The sequence below is a fragment of the Streptomyces sp. NBC_01261 genome (assembly GCF_036226385.1).
Lineage (GTDB): Bacteria > Actinomycetota > Actinomycetes > Streptomycetales > Streptomycetaceae > Streptomyces.
The window spans coordinates 8799821-8814805 of record NZ_CP108463.1; the positions used below are offsets into that span (position 1 = coordinate 8799821).

Here is a 14985-nt window from a genome sequence, read left to right on the forward strand (position 1 = left end):
GTGCGCCCGGGCGATTAGCTCAGTGGGAGAGCGCTTCGTTCACACCGAAGAGGTCACTGGTTCGAACCCAGTATCGCCCACCCGGACCGACGGCCCGCCTGTGATCACACAGGCGGGCCGTCGTCGTTCGGTCACCGGATCGCGCCGTCAACTCCCCACCGCCCAGGCGTTTTTCGGCCGCTTGGTGTCCGGGCACGGCAGACCGCTTCCTGTTCGGCCGACCGGCCGCGCGCGCCTCACCTGCGGTGTCCGTCCCGTCGCACCCGCAACGTGTCCGGCGGGGCCGGCGTAGCGCTCGGCCGGTCCGCGAGAAATTCCTGTCCGAATCATTGACGCACCCCGAGGGCCTCCGTACCTTGTGCCAGCAAGCGCTTACTTGAAACGATTCATGCAGGTGGCGACGATGCTACGGGGAGGGCCCATCATGGGAACCCGCACGAATGTGGAGAGGCGTACGGTCCTGAAGGCCGCCGGAGTCTCGGCGGTCGCGCTCGGGGTGGCCGCGACGGGGTGCGGCGGGAACGACGGCACGTCCGCGAACGGGAATGTGACGATCCGTTACTCGTGGTGGGGTGCCGAGGAGCGGGCGAAAAAGATCAATCAGTCCATCGCGCTCTTCGAAAAGAAGTATCCGAAGATCAAGGTGAAGACGGACTTTCAGGACTATCCCTCTTTCTGGGAGAAGTTCCAGACGCAGGCCGCGGGCGGAAATCCACCGGACGTATTCCAGAACGCCGTCGGATTTCTTCGGAAGTACGACAAGAGAGGTGTCCTGCTCGATCTCGGATCACAGATCGACGCGGGAAATCTGAGCCTGGATCACTTCCGCGCGGGCGTCGTGAAGGTCGGCGAGGTCGACGGCAAGCAGCTCGGTGTTCCGGTCGGTTCGAACACCATGGCGCTGGTCATCGACAAGAAGGTCTACGCGAAGGCGGGCGTCGACCCCACGGCGGGCTGGACCTGGGACGAGTACTTCAAGGCCCTCAAGACGGTCCACGACAAGACCGGAGTCCCCGGGGACACCGGCTACTTCAGCATCATGTACCTGTACGACCTCTACCTCCGGCAGAACGACAAGGCGTTCTTCACCAAGGACGGGCTCGGTTTCGAGGAGTCCGATCTGACGGAGTGGTGGACGGACGGATACGGCCGGGTGAAGGCCGGCATCGTCACCTCCCCGAAGGTCGTCGCCCAGGACACCCCCAAGTCCTCGCTCTCGGCCGGACACGGCGCCTCGGAATTCACCTGGGACAACTTCACCGTCCGCTACACGGCGGAGGGCACCAGCGACTACGGCCTCGCGCCGATCCCCACCACCGACGGCAAGGACACCGGCCAGTACCTCGCCTCCCTGATGCTCAGCGGCTCCGCGCGCACCAAACACCCGAAGGAAGTCGCCCAGTTCATCGATTTCATGGTCCACGACCCCGCGGTCGGCAAGATCATGGGCTACGACCGGGGCATCCTCGCGACCACCGACCAGTACGACGCGTTCAAGCCGACCGACACGGTCCAGAAGGAGATCGCCCAGTACGAGGCGGACACCGCCAAGGCCGGTGTCCTCGGGACGATCACCCCGCACCCGTCCGGCGCCGACACCGCCGAGTCCGCCTTCCTCCGCATCGGCGGGGACATGGCGCTGGGCAAGACCAAGGTCGCCGACGCGGTGAAGCAGTTCTTCTCCGAGGCGCAGGCCGCCTTCTCCGCCTGATGGGAACCGCCGTGACGCTCGTCGACGACGCTCCGCCCGCCACCCGGCCGACCCGCTCCGCCACCCCCGCCGCCAAGAAGCGGCGGGGGCGCCGCGAGAACCTCGCCGGCTACCTCTTCATGTCTCCATGGATCGCCGGCTTCCTGCTGCTGACCGCGGGCCCCATGGTCGCCTCCCTCTACTTCGCGTTCACCGACTACAACCTCTTCGACAGCCCGAAGTGGATCGGCTTCGACAACTTCACCCGGATGTTCGACGACCCCCGGTGGCAGAAGTCGGTCGAGGTGACGGCGAAATACGTCGTCATCGGTACCCCGCTGAAACTCCTGCTCGCCCTCGGCGTCGCCATGCTGCTCGCCCAGAGCCGCCGCGGCCAGGCCCTCTACCGGGCCGCCTTCTACGCCCCCTCGCTCATCGGCGCGAGCGTCTCGATCGGCTTCGTCTGGCGGACGCTCTTCTCCGACGGCGCCGTGGTGGACCGTACGCAGTCGTTGTTCGGCTCCCATGTCGGCGGCTGGGTCGGCGACCCCGACTGGATCCTCTACTCCCTGGTCGCGCTCACCGTCTGGCAGTTCGGCGCGCCGATGGTCATCTTCCTCGCCGGGCTCAAGCAGGTGCCGAGGGAGTTGTACGAGGCCGCAGCGATGGACGGGGCCGGGCCCTTCCGCCGGTTCTGGAACATCACGCTGCCGATGATCTCCCCGGTGCTGTTCTTCAACGTGCTGCTGGAGACCATCCACTCCTTCCAGATCTTCGGCTCCGCGTACGTCGTCTCCAACTCGCAGTGCGGACCGGCCGACGCCACGCTCGTCTACACCTGCTACCTCTACCAACAGGGCTTCAAGAACGCCCAGATGGGCTTCGCGTCCGCGATGGCCTGGATGCTGCTGCTCGCCGTGGCGCTCGTGACGGCCGTCCTCTTCTGGTCGCAGAAGAAGTGGGTGCACTACGAGGAGGACGCCCGATGAGTGCTACGACTGCCTCGAAGTCCCCGGGGCTGGGGCGCAAGCGCACCGGCTCGCTCGTCTGGCACGTCGGCGCGCTGGCCGTCCTCGCCGTCGTCCTCTACCCGGTCGTCTGGGTCATCGGCGCCTCGTTCAAGCCGAGCAAGGACGTCATCAACAGCCTGCAACTCTTCCCCGGCCACCCGATCCTCACCAACTTCAAGGGCCTGGCCAAGGGCATCGCCGACATCTCGATCTGGACGTTCTTCCAGAACTCCCTTTTCTACGCCCTCGGTTCGGTCCTCGGCATCCTCATCTCCTGCTCCCTGACGGCCTACGCCTTCGCCCGCATCCGGTTCGCCGGCCGCAACCTGCTTTTCTCCCTCATGATCGGCACGCTCCTGCTGCCGTACCACGTGCTGCTGATCCCGCAGTACGTGATGTTCCAGAAGCTCCAACTGGTCAACACCTACGTTCCGTTGCTGCTCGGCAAGTACCTGGCGACCGAGGCCTTCTTCGTCTTCCTCATGGTGCAGTTCATGCGCAACCTGCCGAGGGAACTGGACGAGGCCGCCCGGCTCGACGGCTGCGGGCACCTGCGGATCTACTGGTCGATCGTGCTGCCGCTGTGCCGGCCCGCGCTCATCACCAGCGCGATCTTCACCTTCATCAACGCCTGGAACGACTTCATGGGCCCGCTGATCTACCTCAACGAGCCCGGAAAATACACCGTTTCACTGGGCCTGATGATGTTCCGCGACTCCGACGGCGTGGCCGCGAACTACGGCGGCATGATCGCCATGTCGCTGGTCGCGCTGCTGCCGGTGCTGCTGTTCTTCCTCGCCTTCCAGCGGTACCTGATCGACGGTATGGCGACCTCCGGACTGAAGGGCTGAGCCGGTGGCCGAAGCACGCGTGAAGGCACGCAGGGAGTCGGTCTTCGCCGAGCGGTTCGGGGTCTTCGCCGAATGTCTGCTCACCGGGGTGTGGATCGCCGTCGCATCGGCGGGAGTTGTCACGTATCCCGCCGCATTCGCCGCCGGGGCACGGCACTTGAGGCGCCGCACGGGCCATGTGGGCGGCGGCTGGCGGGAGTTCGCCGCGGACTTCCGGGCGGCGGTGCACGGTGGGTGGGTCGTCGGGGTCGCCGGGTGGGGCGCGGTAGCCGCCGCATGGGTGGACGTCCAGGCCGTGCGCGCCGGGCTGCCCGGTGGGCAACTCGTCGGTGCCGTAGGGGTGTTCGCGTTGCTCGGAACCGTCGTCGCCGGGATGCGCGCGGCGGCCGTCTGGGCGCCGGGGGACACCTGGCGGGCGCTGCTTGCCGAGGCCGGTCGCCGCACGGTGCTCGACCCGGCCGGTTCCTTCCTGCTCGTCGGCGGGCTGGTCCTCGTCGGCTGTTCCGCCCTGCTCATCGCACCGTTGGCGGTCCCCGTGCTGGGGGCCGTCGCCGCCGCGGCCGTCGCCGTGGAGGAGCGGTACCGGCGCCGCTGACGGGCGGTGCCCTCGCATCAGGTCGGCGCGTTCCCGGCGTCGTACCTCTATCTGTCATGCCCCTGACCAGACGGACGTGAAGAAAGCCTCCCGCACGGAAAGGAACAGGTCATGTCTCCCATTCCCCGCAGGTCCCTGCTCAAGGCGGCCGCCGTCGCCGGAGCCGCCGCGCAGTTCAGCTGGGTGCTGGGCGCGAAGGACGCCCAGGCCGCGCCCGGAGCGGCGGCGGCCGACGGCGACCCGGTGACCCTCGACTGGCTGGAGGACGGTGGTCTCGGCGCCGCGCCCGGTTCGACGGTCGGTGTGCCGTGGCCGATGGGCACCTACCAGGAGGATCAGACCTTCGCGCTGACGGATGCCGAGGGTGCGGCCGTGCCGGTGCAGTCCTGGCCGCTCGCCTACTGGCCCGACGGCTCCCTCAAGTGGACGGCCCACGCGGTGAGTTCGGGCTCCGGCAAACTCACCCTCGCCGCCGGGGACACGGCCGCCCCCGCCAAGAAGGTCACCGTCGACAAGAACGGCGGCACCATCGACGTGTCGACCGGGGTCATCACCGCGAAGATCGGCAAGAACGGCTCCACCCTCATCAAGTCGGTCACCCGGGGCGGCACGGAGATCGCCAAGAACGGCCGTCTCGTCCTCATCCGCCAGCCAGAGATCGAGGACGAGGACCAGGGTTCGGTGAAGACCGAGCGCTTCGACGGAGTGATCGGCGAGGTCACCGTCGAACAGGACGGCCCGGTCCGTGCCGTCGTCCGCATCGACGGCAAACACCGCAAGGGCGGCCGGAGTTGGCTGCCGTTCTCGATCCGCCTCTACTTCTACGCGGGCGCCGACTCCTTCCGCATGGTGCACACGATCACCTTCGACGGCACGGTGGAACCGGGCAAGGCGAGCGGCGACTTCATCCGCGGGCTGGGGGTCCGCTTCACCGTGCCGATGCGAGACGCGGCCTACGACCGCCACATCCGCATCGGCGGCGAGGGAACCGGCCTGCTGCGCGAGGCAGTTCAGGGCATCAGCGGCCTGCGCCGAGACCCGGGCGCGACCGTCCAGGCCGCCCAGTACGCGGGCCAGAAGCTCGCCGACCCGTCCACCTGGGACCAACGCGTCACGAGCCGCCTCCAGTACATCCCCAAGTGGGGCGACTACACCCTCTCCCAGCTCTCCGCCGACGGCTTCACCCTGCGCAAGCGCACCACCAAGGGCCACGGCTGGATCCCCGCCGGGGGTGGCGGACACGCCTCCGGATTCGGGTACGTCGGCGGGGCGAGCGGCGGATTCTCCTTCGGGCTGCGGGACTTCTGGGAGAAGTTCCCCGCGCAGCTCGACATCCGCGACGCCCACACCGACGAGGCCGAGGTCACCCTCTGGCTCTGGTCGCCCGAGGCCCAGCCGATGGACCTGCGCTTCTACCACGACGGCATGGGCCAGGACACCTACGCCAAGCAGCTCGAAGGCCTCGAAATCACCTACGAGGACTACGAACCCGAGTTCGGCACCCCGTACGGCATCGCCCGCACCTCCGAACTCCTCTTCTGGGCCGACGCGTCGACGCCTTCAGCGGAGACACTGGCCCAACAGATCGACGCCGTAAGGGTGTTGCCCCAACTCGCCGCCCCACCACAACAGTTGATCAAGTCCAAGGTCTTCGGCCCCGGCCTCTACTCCGAGCCCGACCGCTCCACCACCGCCAAGGCGAAGATCGAGGACCACCTCGACTTCCTCTTCACCTACTACAAGGACCAGGTGGCGCAACGCCGTTGGTACGGCTTCTGGGACTACGGCGACTTCATGCACTCCTACGACACCGTCCGCCACCAGTGGCGGTACGACATCGGCGGCTACGCCTGGGACAACTCCGAGCTGTCGCCGGACATCTGGCTCTGGTTCGCGTACATCCGCTCGGGCCGCTCCGACATCTTCCGCTTCGCCGAGGCCCTCACCCGGCACACCGGCGAGGTCGACGTCTACCACCTCGGCGAATGGGCCGGCCTGGGCACCCGGCACGGCGTCCAGCACTACGCCGACAGCGCCAAGCAGCAGCGCATCGCCAACACCACCTACCGGCGCTACTACTACTTCCTCACCGCCGACGAACGCGTCGGTGACCTCATGGCGGCGAACGTCGACTCCGACGAGACCTTCCTCGTCCTCGACCCGATCCGCAAGATCCGCACCGCGCCGTACACCCCCGACCGGCACGCCCTGTCGATCGGATTCGGCACGGACTGGAGCGGGTTGGTGTCGGCGTGGCTCACCGAGTGGGAACGCAGGGGCCCCCAGTGGGAGAAGGCCAAGGCGCGCGTCCTGTCGACCATGGAGACAATCGCCGCCCAGCCCAACGGATTTGTGCAGGGGAGCGGGCTGTACGACCTTGACACCGGCAGGTTCGCCATCGCCTCCGCGCCCGTCGTGTCCGTCTCGCACCTCTCGGCCGTCTTCGGCCTCAACGAGCTCTGCGCGGAGCTGATTCACCTCGTCGACATGCCCAAGTTCAAGGAGGTGTACATGGACTACTGCCGCTACTTCAACGCCTCCAAGACCGAACAGGCGGCACGCTACGGCTCCAACTTCGGCACCCTGCTGCTCTTCCAGGGCCACTCACGCCTCGACGCCTACGCAGCCGTACAACTCGGCGACGCGGCACTCGCCAAGCGGGCGTGGACGAAGTTCTACGGTTCCGACGGCTACATGGAGTCGTCCCCGTGGAAGACGGAGCCGCTGACCGGCCCCGTGACGCTCGTCGCGGGCGGTGAGGCCGCGTGGGTGTCCTCGAACGACACCGCGCTGTACGGCCTCGCCGCCATCGAGAACCTGGCCCTGCTCGGCGACAGGATGCCCTAGCGCGGGGCTAGTTCATCCTGCCCAGGACCTCCCGCACCCGCCGGGCGTCCCGGATCCGCTGCTCGTACGTCGCGCCGAGCGCGAGCAGCAGGACTCCGGCGAGGGCGGGAGGCGCCCAGCGGGGCAGGGCGCCGACGGCCTGGGCGATGTACGGGGCGAGTTCGTGCAGGGTGTCCAGCACGAGGGTGCCGCCGCCGAGGAGGAGCGGTGCCTGGAGGCGGTGCCGCGCGCCGATCAGTGTGACAAGCAGCGCGGCCGTGCCCAGCAGCAGCGGGCGGGTCCAGTGCGGGTCCGCCCACGCCGTGAGGAGGCTCGGGGCGAGCGTGGCGGCGAGCCCGGGGCCGTAGGCCGTCCAGGACGAGGCGTTCGGGTCGCGGCGCCTGCGCAGCGCGCCCACCAGCAGCGCCGGGACGGTCACCGCCAGCGTGTACGCCTCGGGGCTGCCGACGTTCCACGTGGACAGTCGTACCCAGGTGGCGAGGACGAACAGGGCGGCGGCCGCGTAGCCGACCTTCCTGCGCTCGGGCCGTAGCGCCGTGCCCGCCGCGATCACTCCACAGAGGGCCAACACCAGTGCCAGGACGGGCAGTTCGGCACCCGCGAGACCGATCGCCAGTACGCCCGCGACGGCACCCGAGATCTCGACCACCAGCGTCGTCGCCGGATCGGCGAGGCGCGCGGCGAGCACCGCGGCCGTCACCGGTACGGCGAGCACCAGCAACGCGATGTGCTGCGGCTGCCAGTCGAGGGCGGCACCCGCCGCGCAGGCGAGGGCGGTCGCGTACCCCAGCGAGAAGCCCGCGGAGACCGGCGCCAGGCGCCCGCGCCAGGCCGCAGCCGCCAACAGGGCGGTCAGCGAGGCGAGTACGGCGAGCGTGGCCGGTTCGGAGGCCAGCGCGAGGGAGACGAGGACGAGAGAGGTGAACAGGGCGAGGGCTGTGGCGACGCGGTGCGTGAGCGAGAGCAGGGCCACGACGATGAGGGCGTACATCGACAGGCCGACAGCGTAGGGAAGGTGCAGTGCGGTCGGGACGATCATCGCCGTCACCCACGCCAGGGTCAGCGCGGCGGCGAGGGCCCGGGGTCGCCATACGACGCTGCGGACCGTGAACGCGAGCACTCCGGCGACCGCGACGAGTACCAGGGGAGCGGTGGTCTCGTGCATGGGCCACGGGATGTCCACCGTCGCCGCGGCTCGCGCGTCGTCCGGCGCGCCGGACCAGATGCGGGAGAGCCACGCCGCCGGGCCGAACAACGTGGTGACGACGGCCGGCAGGGTCAACAGCAGCGCGATCCCCTGTACGCCGACGGAGGCCAGGCCGAGACCGCGGCGCACCGGCTCGGGCAGCGAGCCCCGGACGAGCGTCAACAGGCCCATCCCGCAGGCGAGATAGCCCAGAACCGCCCAGTCGTAGGACAACGGCACCCGCAGCACGCCACCGAGCGTGCCGACCACGAGCAGGCCGCCCGTCGTGGCCGCGCCCGTCCGCAGTCCCGGGCCCGGGACGAGCCACGCGGCGGCGAACACACCCGCCGCCGCGAGGACCAGGAGCGCCGTCGCACGGGCGGCGGCGCCCGGACCGGCCGCGGACAAGGAGATCAGCCCGGCCGTCAGCACGCCCAGGCCGCCCAGACCGAACGCACCGCCCACGGCGACGAAACGAACGGCCTTCGGGGAGACCCGGAGCGCGATCATCATGTCCATCGCGGCGGTCACCAGCATCGCGGCCGTGACCGGGCGGATGCCTCCACCGGCCGCCACCACCCAGAGGATCAAGGGGAGTTGGGCGACCACGAGCGCCGAGGGAAGAGGCAGGAGGAGCGTGCGCGCGGTGGTCGGGTCCGTGCGGGTGGCGGCCGGGCTCGGGAGTGCCGCCACGCCGATGCCGTACGCCGCCCACAGCGCGGCCAGCAGGGTCGTCGCCGCTGCCGCGAACGTCGTGCCGTCCCCGTCCGGGAAGGCGACCTCGTGCAGCGCGTACGCGTCCAGCACCGTCAGCACGAGACCGAGGCCCGCGAGCGACTCGGCCGTGGAGCGCAGGCCCCGGCGCAGCAGCGCGACGGGTGCGGCGAGCGTCGCCAGGGTCACCGCGCCGAGCACCAGAGCCCGGCCCGCGATCCCCATGCTCCCCCAACTGACCAGCGTGAACGCGATCGCGGCGAGGATGAGCAGGGTGGCGCCGAGCAGGAGCAGCAGGTTCTGCACGCTCGGTGCGGTGGCCTCGCGCCGGGGCGGTGCGGCGGACGGCGGTGTCACGGGCGCGGGCCGGGCCGGCTGGAGCACGGTCAGCAGCCAGGCGCGCCGGTGCAGCAACTGCGCGCGGCGGGCGTCCAGTTGGTGCAGCTCGGCGTCCAGGATCCGCAACTCGACGGCCGGGGGCGGGATGTGCGTCATGTCTCGGAGTGTGGTCGCGTGACCGCCGTACGACATGAGCGCACGTACTCAAAACGTACTCAGGTACCGGGAGACGGGCCCCTGGCCGGGCAGACTCCCGCCATGGACTGGACCCATTACCGCTTCCGTGCCCGATGGTCCCTGCCCGCGCCGCCCGCCGTCGTGTACCCGTTCCTGGAACGGGCCGAGGACTATCCCCGCTGGTGGCCGCAGGTGCGCGAGGTCGAGCGGATCGACGACACGACCGGCGTCATCCGCATCCGCGCGAGCCTGCCGTACGTCCTGACCTTCACCGCGCGCGAAGTGCGGCGCGACCCGGCCGCCGGGGTGTTGGAGATCGCGATGACCGGTGATCTGGTGGGCTGGGCGCGGTGGACGCTCACGGCCGACGGTTCCGGCACGCTCGCCCGCTACGAGCAGGAGGTCGACCTGAACCGGCCGCTGCTCAGGCGGTTCGCCGTACCCGGGCGGCCGGTGTTCCGCGTCAACCACGCGCTGATGATGCGGGCCGGACGGCGCGGGCTCCTCGCACACCTGGCAGCGGTCTGACGGAAGCGGTTTGAAGGAAACCCGTGGGGGCCTGTATTGTTCGGTGCGTTCCCGGGCGATTAGCTCAGTGGGAGAGCGCTTCGTTCACACCGAAGAGGTCACTGGTTCGAACCCAGTATCGCCCACCGGGAAAGGCCGGTCCGCAGCAGCGGACCGGCTTTTTTGTGCGCCGACGTGCCGACCGCTTATGCGGCCTCGGCCGTCAGGTCCGGGCGCAGTGGCCACGACTGGTCCACCGACTCCGGGGTGCCGCTGCGCGCGAACCACGCCTGGAGGCCGCGTGCTTGGGCCGCGTGCCACGTCGACTGCAGGGTGTGCAGCTCGGCGGGGGACAGGCGTTCCAGGCGGGTCGCGAAGCGGCGGCCCAGGGCTCGGATCAGCTCCAGGGACGCCAAAGCGTCCGCGCCCGCGTCATGCGCGCCCTCCAGTGTGACGCCGTAGTGGGCGCACAGGTCGGTGAGGGTGCGGCGGCCCTTGCGGTAGCGGTCCAGGTGTTTGTCGAGGACCCGGGGGTCCAGGACCTGCAGGGGCGTCGACTCGAACCAGTGGTCCAGCGAGCACGCGCGGTGGCGGCGCAGTTCGCGGTCCAGCAGGGTCAGGTCGAACGGCGCGTTCATGATCACCAACGGGCGTCCCATCGCGGCCTGTTCGGCCAGCTCGTCGGCTATCTCGTGCATCACCGGCGCGGGCCAGCGGCCGTTGCGCTGAAGATGCTCATCCGTCAGTCCATGGATCGCCGTCGCCCCGGCGGGCACCGGCACCCCCGGGTTCACCAGCCACCGGGTCACCCGGGGACGGGTACCGGGGGCGTCCTGGACGACGACGGCGGCCGACACGATCCGGTCGGTCTCCACATCCACGCCCGTGGTCTCCGTGTCGAACGCGGCCAACGGGCCCTCGTACCAGCACGTCATACGTACACAACTCCTTGTTCACCCACGGCAGCTGACGTACCGTCTTCTGCCTGTTTGGTGATACCCGGGCTGTTTGCGCCGTACGCCGGAAGGACACAACAGGAGTGCGGGTCTTTGCAGTTCAGCGACCCGATCAGGCATTCAGCACAGCAATTCACCTGAACTCGGAAGGCTGTTGGCCATGGTGATAGCGCAGCCCGAGCGGGGCGGGCTGCTGCCCGAACGGACGGCACCCCAGCGCGGATCGCTCGCCACCACCGCCTGCATGGAGACACTGCAGGTGGGCTATCTGCACGCCGTCGCCGCCGCGGCCGGCTGCTCGCTGTCGCAACCCTTTCCGGACAACGGCATCGACTGGCATGTCAGTCACGGCTCGCCCGGGCACACGGTGGACGACGAGGTCACGATAAAAGTGCAGCTCAAGTGCACTTACCAGATCCCGCCGAATCCGCCGGGACGTTCCTTCTCCTTCACGCTCGACAACGACCATCTGCGCAAGCTCGCCCGCACACCGGTCTCGGTGCACAAGATCCTGGTCGTGATGCTCGTCCCGCGTTCCCGGGACGACTGGCTGCGCGCCAGCCACGACCGGCTCGACCTGCGGCACTGCTGCTACTGGGTCAACCTCGCCGGTCACGCGATCACCGGCCGGACCCGGACCACCGTGCGCATACCGACCTCGCGCATCTTCGACGACCGGGCGCTGTGCGAGATCATGACGCGGGTCGGGACGGGAGGCAGGCCATGAGGCACCGCTCGGTCGAGGAACACCTGCGGACGGTACGACCGCATCCCGTGGACGACTCCTCCTGGGAACGGCCCCCCGAGCCCGACCAGGTCGACCCCGCCGTCCTCGGCGCCCTGCTGCGCCGGCACGGCTGGCAGCGGCGCGGCGGAGCGCCCGGACGGTACGGCCGCTGGACCCCACCCGGGCCCGGCGGCTCGGGCACCAGCCTGCTGGTCCCCGAGAGCCGGGCCTTCCCCGACAGCGACGACCTCCTCGGCGAGGCGCTCGACGCGCTCGCCCGCAGCAACACCCCGTCCGCCCGCGAGGTCCTCGTCGGCCTCGCCGTACCGAGCGACGAGATCCGCTGGTGGCGCGACATCCCCACCGGACCGGCGGGCGCCGCGTCCTGGACGGTCGAAGAGCAACTCCGCGCCGCCGCACGGCAGATGCTGCTCGCCGCCGCACTCGCCACACGCGCGCGTGCCGGCTACTACGGCGCCCGCCACCGCCGCCCCGCCGCCGCGTCCCTGGAACACGTCCTCGTCGGCTCCGCGCCCGGCGGCCGTCAACTCACCGCGTTCGTCCCCGTCGACACCGGCCGCGCCCTCGCCGTACGCCTCCACCAGGCCCTGTACGCCACCCGCGAGGCCATCGACTACGAGCGGGCCACCGGCGGCATGGACGCCTTCGACGGGGCCGTGGAGGCGGGCGTCAGCCGGGAGTTGACCGAAGCCGTCGTCGCGCTCGTGCGTGGCACCGAGGGCGCCCGCATCGCCGTCGAGTGGGCGCCCGGCGCCGGTGTCCCCGAGGGGTGTGCCGCGCAGGCCGAGGCCGTCGAGTTCTCGCCGGGTGACCTGCCCGTGCTGCGTGCGGCCGGGGCCCGCTATCTGCGCGAGGAACCGGCCATGCCCGTGCGCATCACCGGCTCGGTGGTGCGGATGCGCAGGTCGGGGCCGCGCGGCGAGGGCACCGTACGGATGCAGGTGATCGCCGGCGCCGAGGTCGGGCACGTCCGGATGACCCTGGACGAGGAGTCGTACCGGACAGCCGGTCACGCCCACCTCGTCGGACTGCCGGTACGGGTGCACGGGCGGCTGGAGAGCCGGGGCGGGTTCCGTCGACTGACCGGCGCCTCGGGGGTCGTACCCGTACAGGTGGACGAGGCGGAGCGGGACCGGCTGATGAAGTCGATCCAGGGGAACGAGGAGGGCACTGCCTTCTTCGAGGAGGCGTGCACCGGGGAGGACTGAGGGAGCGCGGGGGAGCGGGGCGGGGCCGGGGCCCAGGGGCAACCGTTTCGCGGTGGGCCCCTTAGGGTCGGTACGATCCCCTATTGCGCGCGCTCACGGTATGGCGCCGCATCCACCCTGTAGTCAGGAGAGACCCGTGTCAGACGTCCGTGTGATCATCCAACGCGATTCCGAGCGGGAAGAGCGCACGGTGACGACGGGCACCACGGCCGCGGAACTCTTCGCCGGCGAGCGCTCGATCATCGCCGCGCGCGTGGCCGGGGAGCTCAGGGACCTGGCGTACGAGGTGAAGGACGGGGAGGAGGTCGAGCCCGTCGAGATCTCCTCCACCGACGGCCTGAACATCCTGCGCCACTCCACCGCGCACGTCATGGCGCAGGCCGTGCAGGAGCTGTTCCCCGAGGCCAAGCTGGGCATCGGCCCGCCGGTCAAGGACGGCTTCTACTACGACTTCGACGTCGAGCGGCCGTTCACGCCCGAGGATCTCAAGGCCATCGAGAAGAAGATGCAGGAGATCCAGAAGCGCGGCCAGCGTTTCTCGCGGCGCGTGGTGACCGACGAGGACGCTCGCGAGGAGTTGGCTTCGGAGCCGTACAAGCTCGAACTGATCGGCATCAAGGGCTCCGCGTCGACCGACGACGGCGCGGACGTCGAGGTCGGCGGCGGCGAACTGACGATCTACGACAACCTCGACGCCAAGACCGGCGACCTGTGCTGGAAGGACCTCTGCCGCGGTCCGCACCTGCCCACCACGCGCAACATCCCGGCGTTCAAGCTGATGCGCAACGCGGCCGCCTACTGGCGCGGCAGCGAGAAGAACCCCATGCTCCAGCGCATCTACGGCACCGCCTGGCCCTCCAAGGAGGAGCTGAAGGCGCACCTCGACTTCCTGGTCGAGGCCGAGAAGCGCGACCACCGCAAGCTGGGCAGCGAGCTGGACCTGTTCTCCATCCCGGAGCAGATCGGCTCCGGCCTGGCCGTCTTCCACCCCAAGGGCGGCGTCGTCCGCCGGGTCATGGAGGACTACTCGCGGCGTCGGCACGAGGAGGAGGGCTACGAGTTCGTCTACACCCCGCACGCGACGAAGGGGAAGCTCTTCGAGACGTCCGGGCACCTGGACTGGTACGCCGACGGCATGTACCCGCCCATGCAGCTCGACGAGGGTGTGGACTACTACCTCAAGCCCATGAACTGCCCGATGCACAACCTGATCTTCGACGCGCGCGGCCGTTCGTACCGTGAACTGCCGCTGCGCCTCTTCGAGTTCGGGACCGTGTACCGGTACGAGAAGTCGGGCGTCGTGCACGGGCTGACCCGCGCGCGGGGCTTCACGCAGGACGACGCGCACATCTACTGCACCCGCGAGCAGATGGCCGACGAGCTCGACAAGACGCTCACCTTCGTCCTCAACCTGCTGCGGGACTACGGCCTGACGGACTTCTACCTGGAGCTGTCGACCAAGGACCCGGAGAAGTTCGTCGGCTCGGACGAGGTCTGGGAAGAGGCCACCGAGACGCTGCGCCAGGTCGCCGAGAAGCAGGGGCTGCCGCTCGTGCCGGACCCGGGTGGGGCCGCGTTCTACGGCCCGAAGATCTCCGTCCAGACGAAGGACGCGATCGGGCGGACCTGGCAGATGTCCACGGTCCAGCTGGACTTCAACCTGCCGGAGCGCTTCGACCTGGAGTACACCGGTCCCGACGGTTCCAAGCAGCGGCCGGTCATGATCCACCGGGCGCTGTTCGGATCCATCGAGCGGTTCTTCGCCGTACTGCTTGAGCACTACGCGGGTGCGTTCCCGGCGTGGCTGGCGCCGGTGCAGGCGGTCGGTATCCCGATCGGGGACGGGCACGTCGAGTACCTGGAGAAGTTCGCCGTGGCGGCGAAGAAGAAGGGGCTGCGCGTCGAGGTCGACTCGTCCTCGGACCGCATGCAGAAGAAGATCCGCAACGCGCAGAAGCAGAAGGTCCCGTTCATGGTCATCGTCGGCGACGAGGACATGAACGGCGGGACGGTGTCCTTCCGTTACCGCGACGGCTCGCAGGAGAACGGCATCGCGTTCGACGACGCCATCGCGAAGATCGAGCAGGTCGTGGCGGACCGGGCGCAGGTCTGAGTCCGCTGTCGCGGGCCTGAGTCCGCTGTCGTTCGGGAGACCCC

11 protein-coding genes and 2 tRNA genes are annotated in these 14985 nt (G+C 69.5%); 11 read left to right on the forward strand and 2 right to left on the reverse strand.

Annotated features, from left to right (window positions below; translation table 11 throughout):
* The first annotated feature begins 8 nt into the window (after nucleotides 1–8).
* From OG226_RS39255 to OG226_RS39280, 6 genes are all read left to right on the forward strand, one after another.
* A tRNA-Val gene (locus OG226_RS39255) sits at nucleotides 9–80 on the forward strand.
* A gap of 344 nt (nucleotides 81–424) precedes the next feature.
* Nucleotides 425–1711, forward strand: coding sequence for an ABC transporter substrate-binding protein (locus OG226_RS39260; protein ID WP_329351593.1), 1287 nt, complete (start codon nucleotides 425–427; stop codon nucleotides 1709–1711).
* Nucleotides 1711–2679 (forward strand): carbohydrate ABC transporter permease, encoded by a 969-nt coding sequence (locus OG226_RS39265; protein ID WP_329351595.1) that lies wholly within the window; start codon nucleotides 1711–1713, stop codon nucleotides 2677–2679. The genes OG226_RS39260 and OG226_RS39265 overlap by 1 nt, the downstream gene beginning before the upstream one ends.
* Nucleotides 2676–3551, forward strand: a complete 876-nt coding sequence (locus OG226_RS39270) for a carbohydrate ABC transporter permease (protein ID WP_328684476.1) — start codon at nucleotides 2676–2678, stop codon at nucleotides 3549–3551. The genes OG226_RS39265 and OG226_RS39270 overlap by 4 nt, the downstream gene beginning before the upstream one ends.
* 4 nt (nucleotides 3552–3555) lie before the next feature.
* Nucleotides 3556–4146, forward strand: coding sequence for a hypothetical protein (locus OG226_RS39275; protein WP_328684477.1), 591 nt, complete (start codon nucleotides 3556–3558; stop codon nucleotides 4144–4146).
* Nucleotides 4147–4257: 111 nt separating this feature from the next.
* The gene (locus OG226_RS39280) at nucleotides 4258–6993 is read left to right on the forward strand and encodes an exo-rhamnogalacturonan lyase family protein (RefSeq protein WP_329351596.1); all 2736 of its coding nucleotides are present in this window, start codon (nucleotides 4258–4260) and stop codon (nucleotides 6991–6993) included.
* Nucleotides 6994–7000: 7 nt separating this feature from the next.
* Here OG226_RS39280 and OG226_RS39285 read toward each other — a convergent pair whose 3' ends face one another.
* Nucleotides 7001–9388 carry an SCO7613 C-terminal domain-containing membrane protein gene (locus OG226_RS39285; protein ID WP_443066944.1) on the reverse strand — a complete coding sequence of 796 codons (2388 nt, stop codon included), beginning with the start codon at nucleotides 9386–9388 and terminating at the stop codon, nucleotides 7001–7003.
* Nucleotides 9389–9490: 102 nt separating this feature from the next.
* On the opposite strand from OG226_RS39285, the gene OG226_RS39290 reads away from it, so the two are divergent.
* Nucleotides 9491–9937: an SRPBCC family protein gene (locus OG226_RS39290; RefSeq protein WP_328684480.1), complete on the forward strand. Its 447-nt coding sequence runs from the start codon at nucleotides 9491–9493 to the stop codon at nucleotides 9935–9937.
* Between the two features lie 53 nt (nucleotides 9938–9990).
* Nucleotides 9991–10062, forward strand: a tRNA-Val gene (locus tag OG226_RS39295).
* Nucleotides 10063–10122: 60 nt separating this feature from the next.
* Here OG226_RS39295 and OG226_RS39300 read toward each other — a convergent pair.
* Nucleotides 10123–10851, reverse strand: a complete 729-nt coding sequence (locus OG226_RS39300; protein WP_328684481.1) for a 3'-5' exonuclease — start codon at nucleotides 10849–10851, stop codon at nucleotides 10123–10125.
* 181 nt (nucleotides 10852–11032) lie between these two features.
* On the opposite strand from OG226_RS39300, the gene OG226_RS39305 reads away from it, so the two are divergent.
* The 3 genes from OG226_RS39305 to thrS all read left to right on the forward strand — a co-directional run bounded on the left by OG226_RS39305 (nucleotide 11033) and on the right by thrS (nucleotide 14941).
* On the forward strand, nucleotides 11033–11599 hold the full coding sequence (locus OG226_RS39305) for a DUF4365 domain-containing protein (RefSeq protein WP_329351601.1): 567 nt from the start codon (nucleotides 11033–11035) through the stop codon (nucleotides 11597–11599).
* Nucleotides 11596–12828 (forward strand): hypothetical protein, encoded by a 1233-nt coding sequence (locus tag OG226_RS39310; protein ID WP_329351603.1) that lies wholly within the window; start codon nucleotides 11596–11598, stop codon nucleotides 12826–12828. Before OG226_RS39305 ends, OG226_RS39310 begins: the two co-directional genes overlap by 4 nt.
* 136 nt (nucleotides 12829–12964) lie before the next feature.
* Nucleotides 12965–14941, forward strand: coding sequence for a threonine--tRNA ligase (gene thrS, locus OG226_RS39315; protein WP_328684483.1), 1977 nt, complete (start codon nucleotides 12965–12967; stop codon nucleotides 14939–14941).
* Nucleotides 14942–14985 lie beyond the last annotated feature (44 nt).

Excerpts from the sequence above, each read along its gene's own strand:
- OG226_RS39260 (WP_329351593.1), top strand. The coding sequence starts at position 425 with ATGGGAACCCGCACGAATGTGGAGAGGCGTACGGTCCTGAAGGCCGCC.
- OG226_RS39265 (WP_329351595.1), top strand. The coding sequence starts at position 1,711 with ATGGGAACCGCCGTGACGCTCGTCGACGACGCTCCGCCCGCCACCCGG.
- OG226_RS39270 (WP_328684476.1), top strand. The coding sequence starts at position 2,676 with ATGAGTGCTACGACTGCCTCGAAGTCCCCGGGGCTGGGGCGCAAGCGC.
- OG226_RS39280 (WP_329351596.1), top strand. The coding sequence starts at position 4,258 with ATGTCTCCCATTCCCCGCAGGTCCCTGCTCAAGGCGGCCGCCGTCGCC.
- OG226_RS39285 (WP_443066944.1), bottom strand. The coding sequence starts at position 9,388 with ATGACGCACATCCCGCCCCCGGCCGTCGAGTTGCGGATCCTGGACGCC.
- OG226_RS39290 (WP_328684480.1), top strand. The coding sequence starts at position 9,491 with ATGGACTGGACCCATTACCGCTTCCGTGCCCGATGGTCCCTGCCCGCG.
- OG226_RS39300 (WP_328684481.1), bottom strand. The coding sequence starts at position 10,851 with ATGACGTGCTGGTACGAGGGCCCGTTGGCCGCGTTCGACACGGAGACC.
- OG226_RS39305 (WP_329351601.1), top strand. The coding sequence starts at position 11,033 with ATGGTGATAGCGCAGCCCGAGCGGGGCGGGCTGCTGCCCGAACGGACG.
- OG226_RS39310 (WP_329351603.1), top strand. The coding sequence starts at position 11,596 with ATGAGGCACCGCTCGGTCGAGGAACACCTGCGGACGGTACGACCGCAT.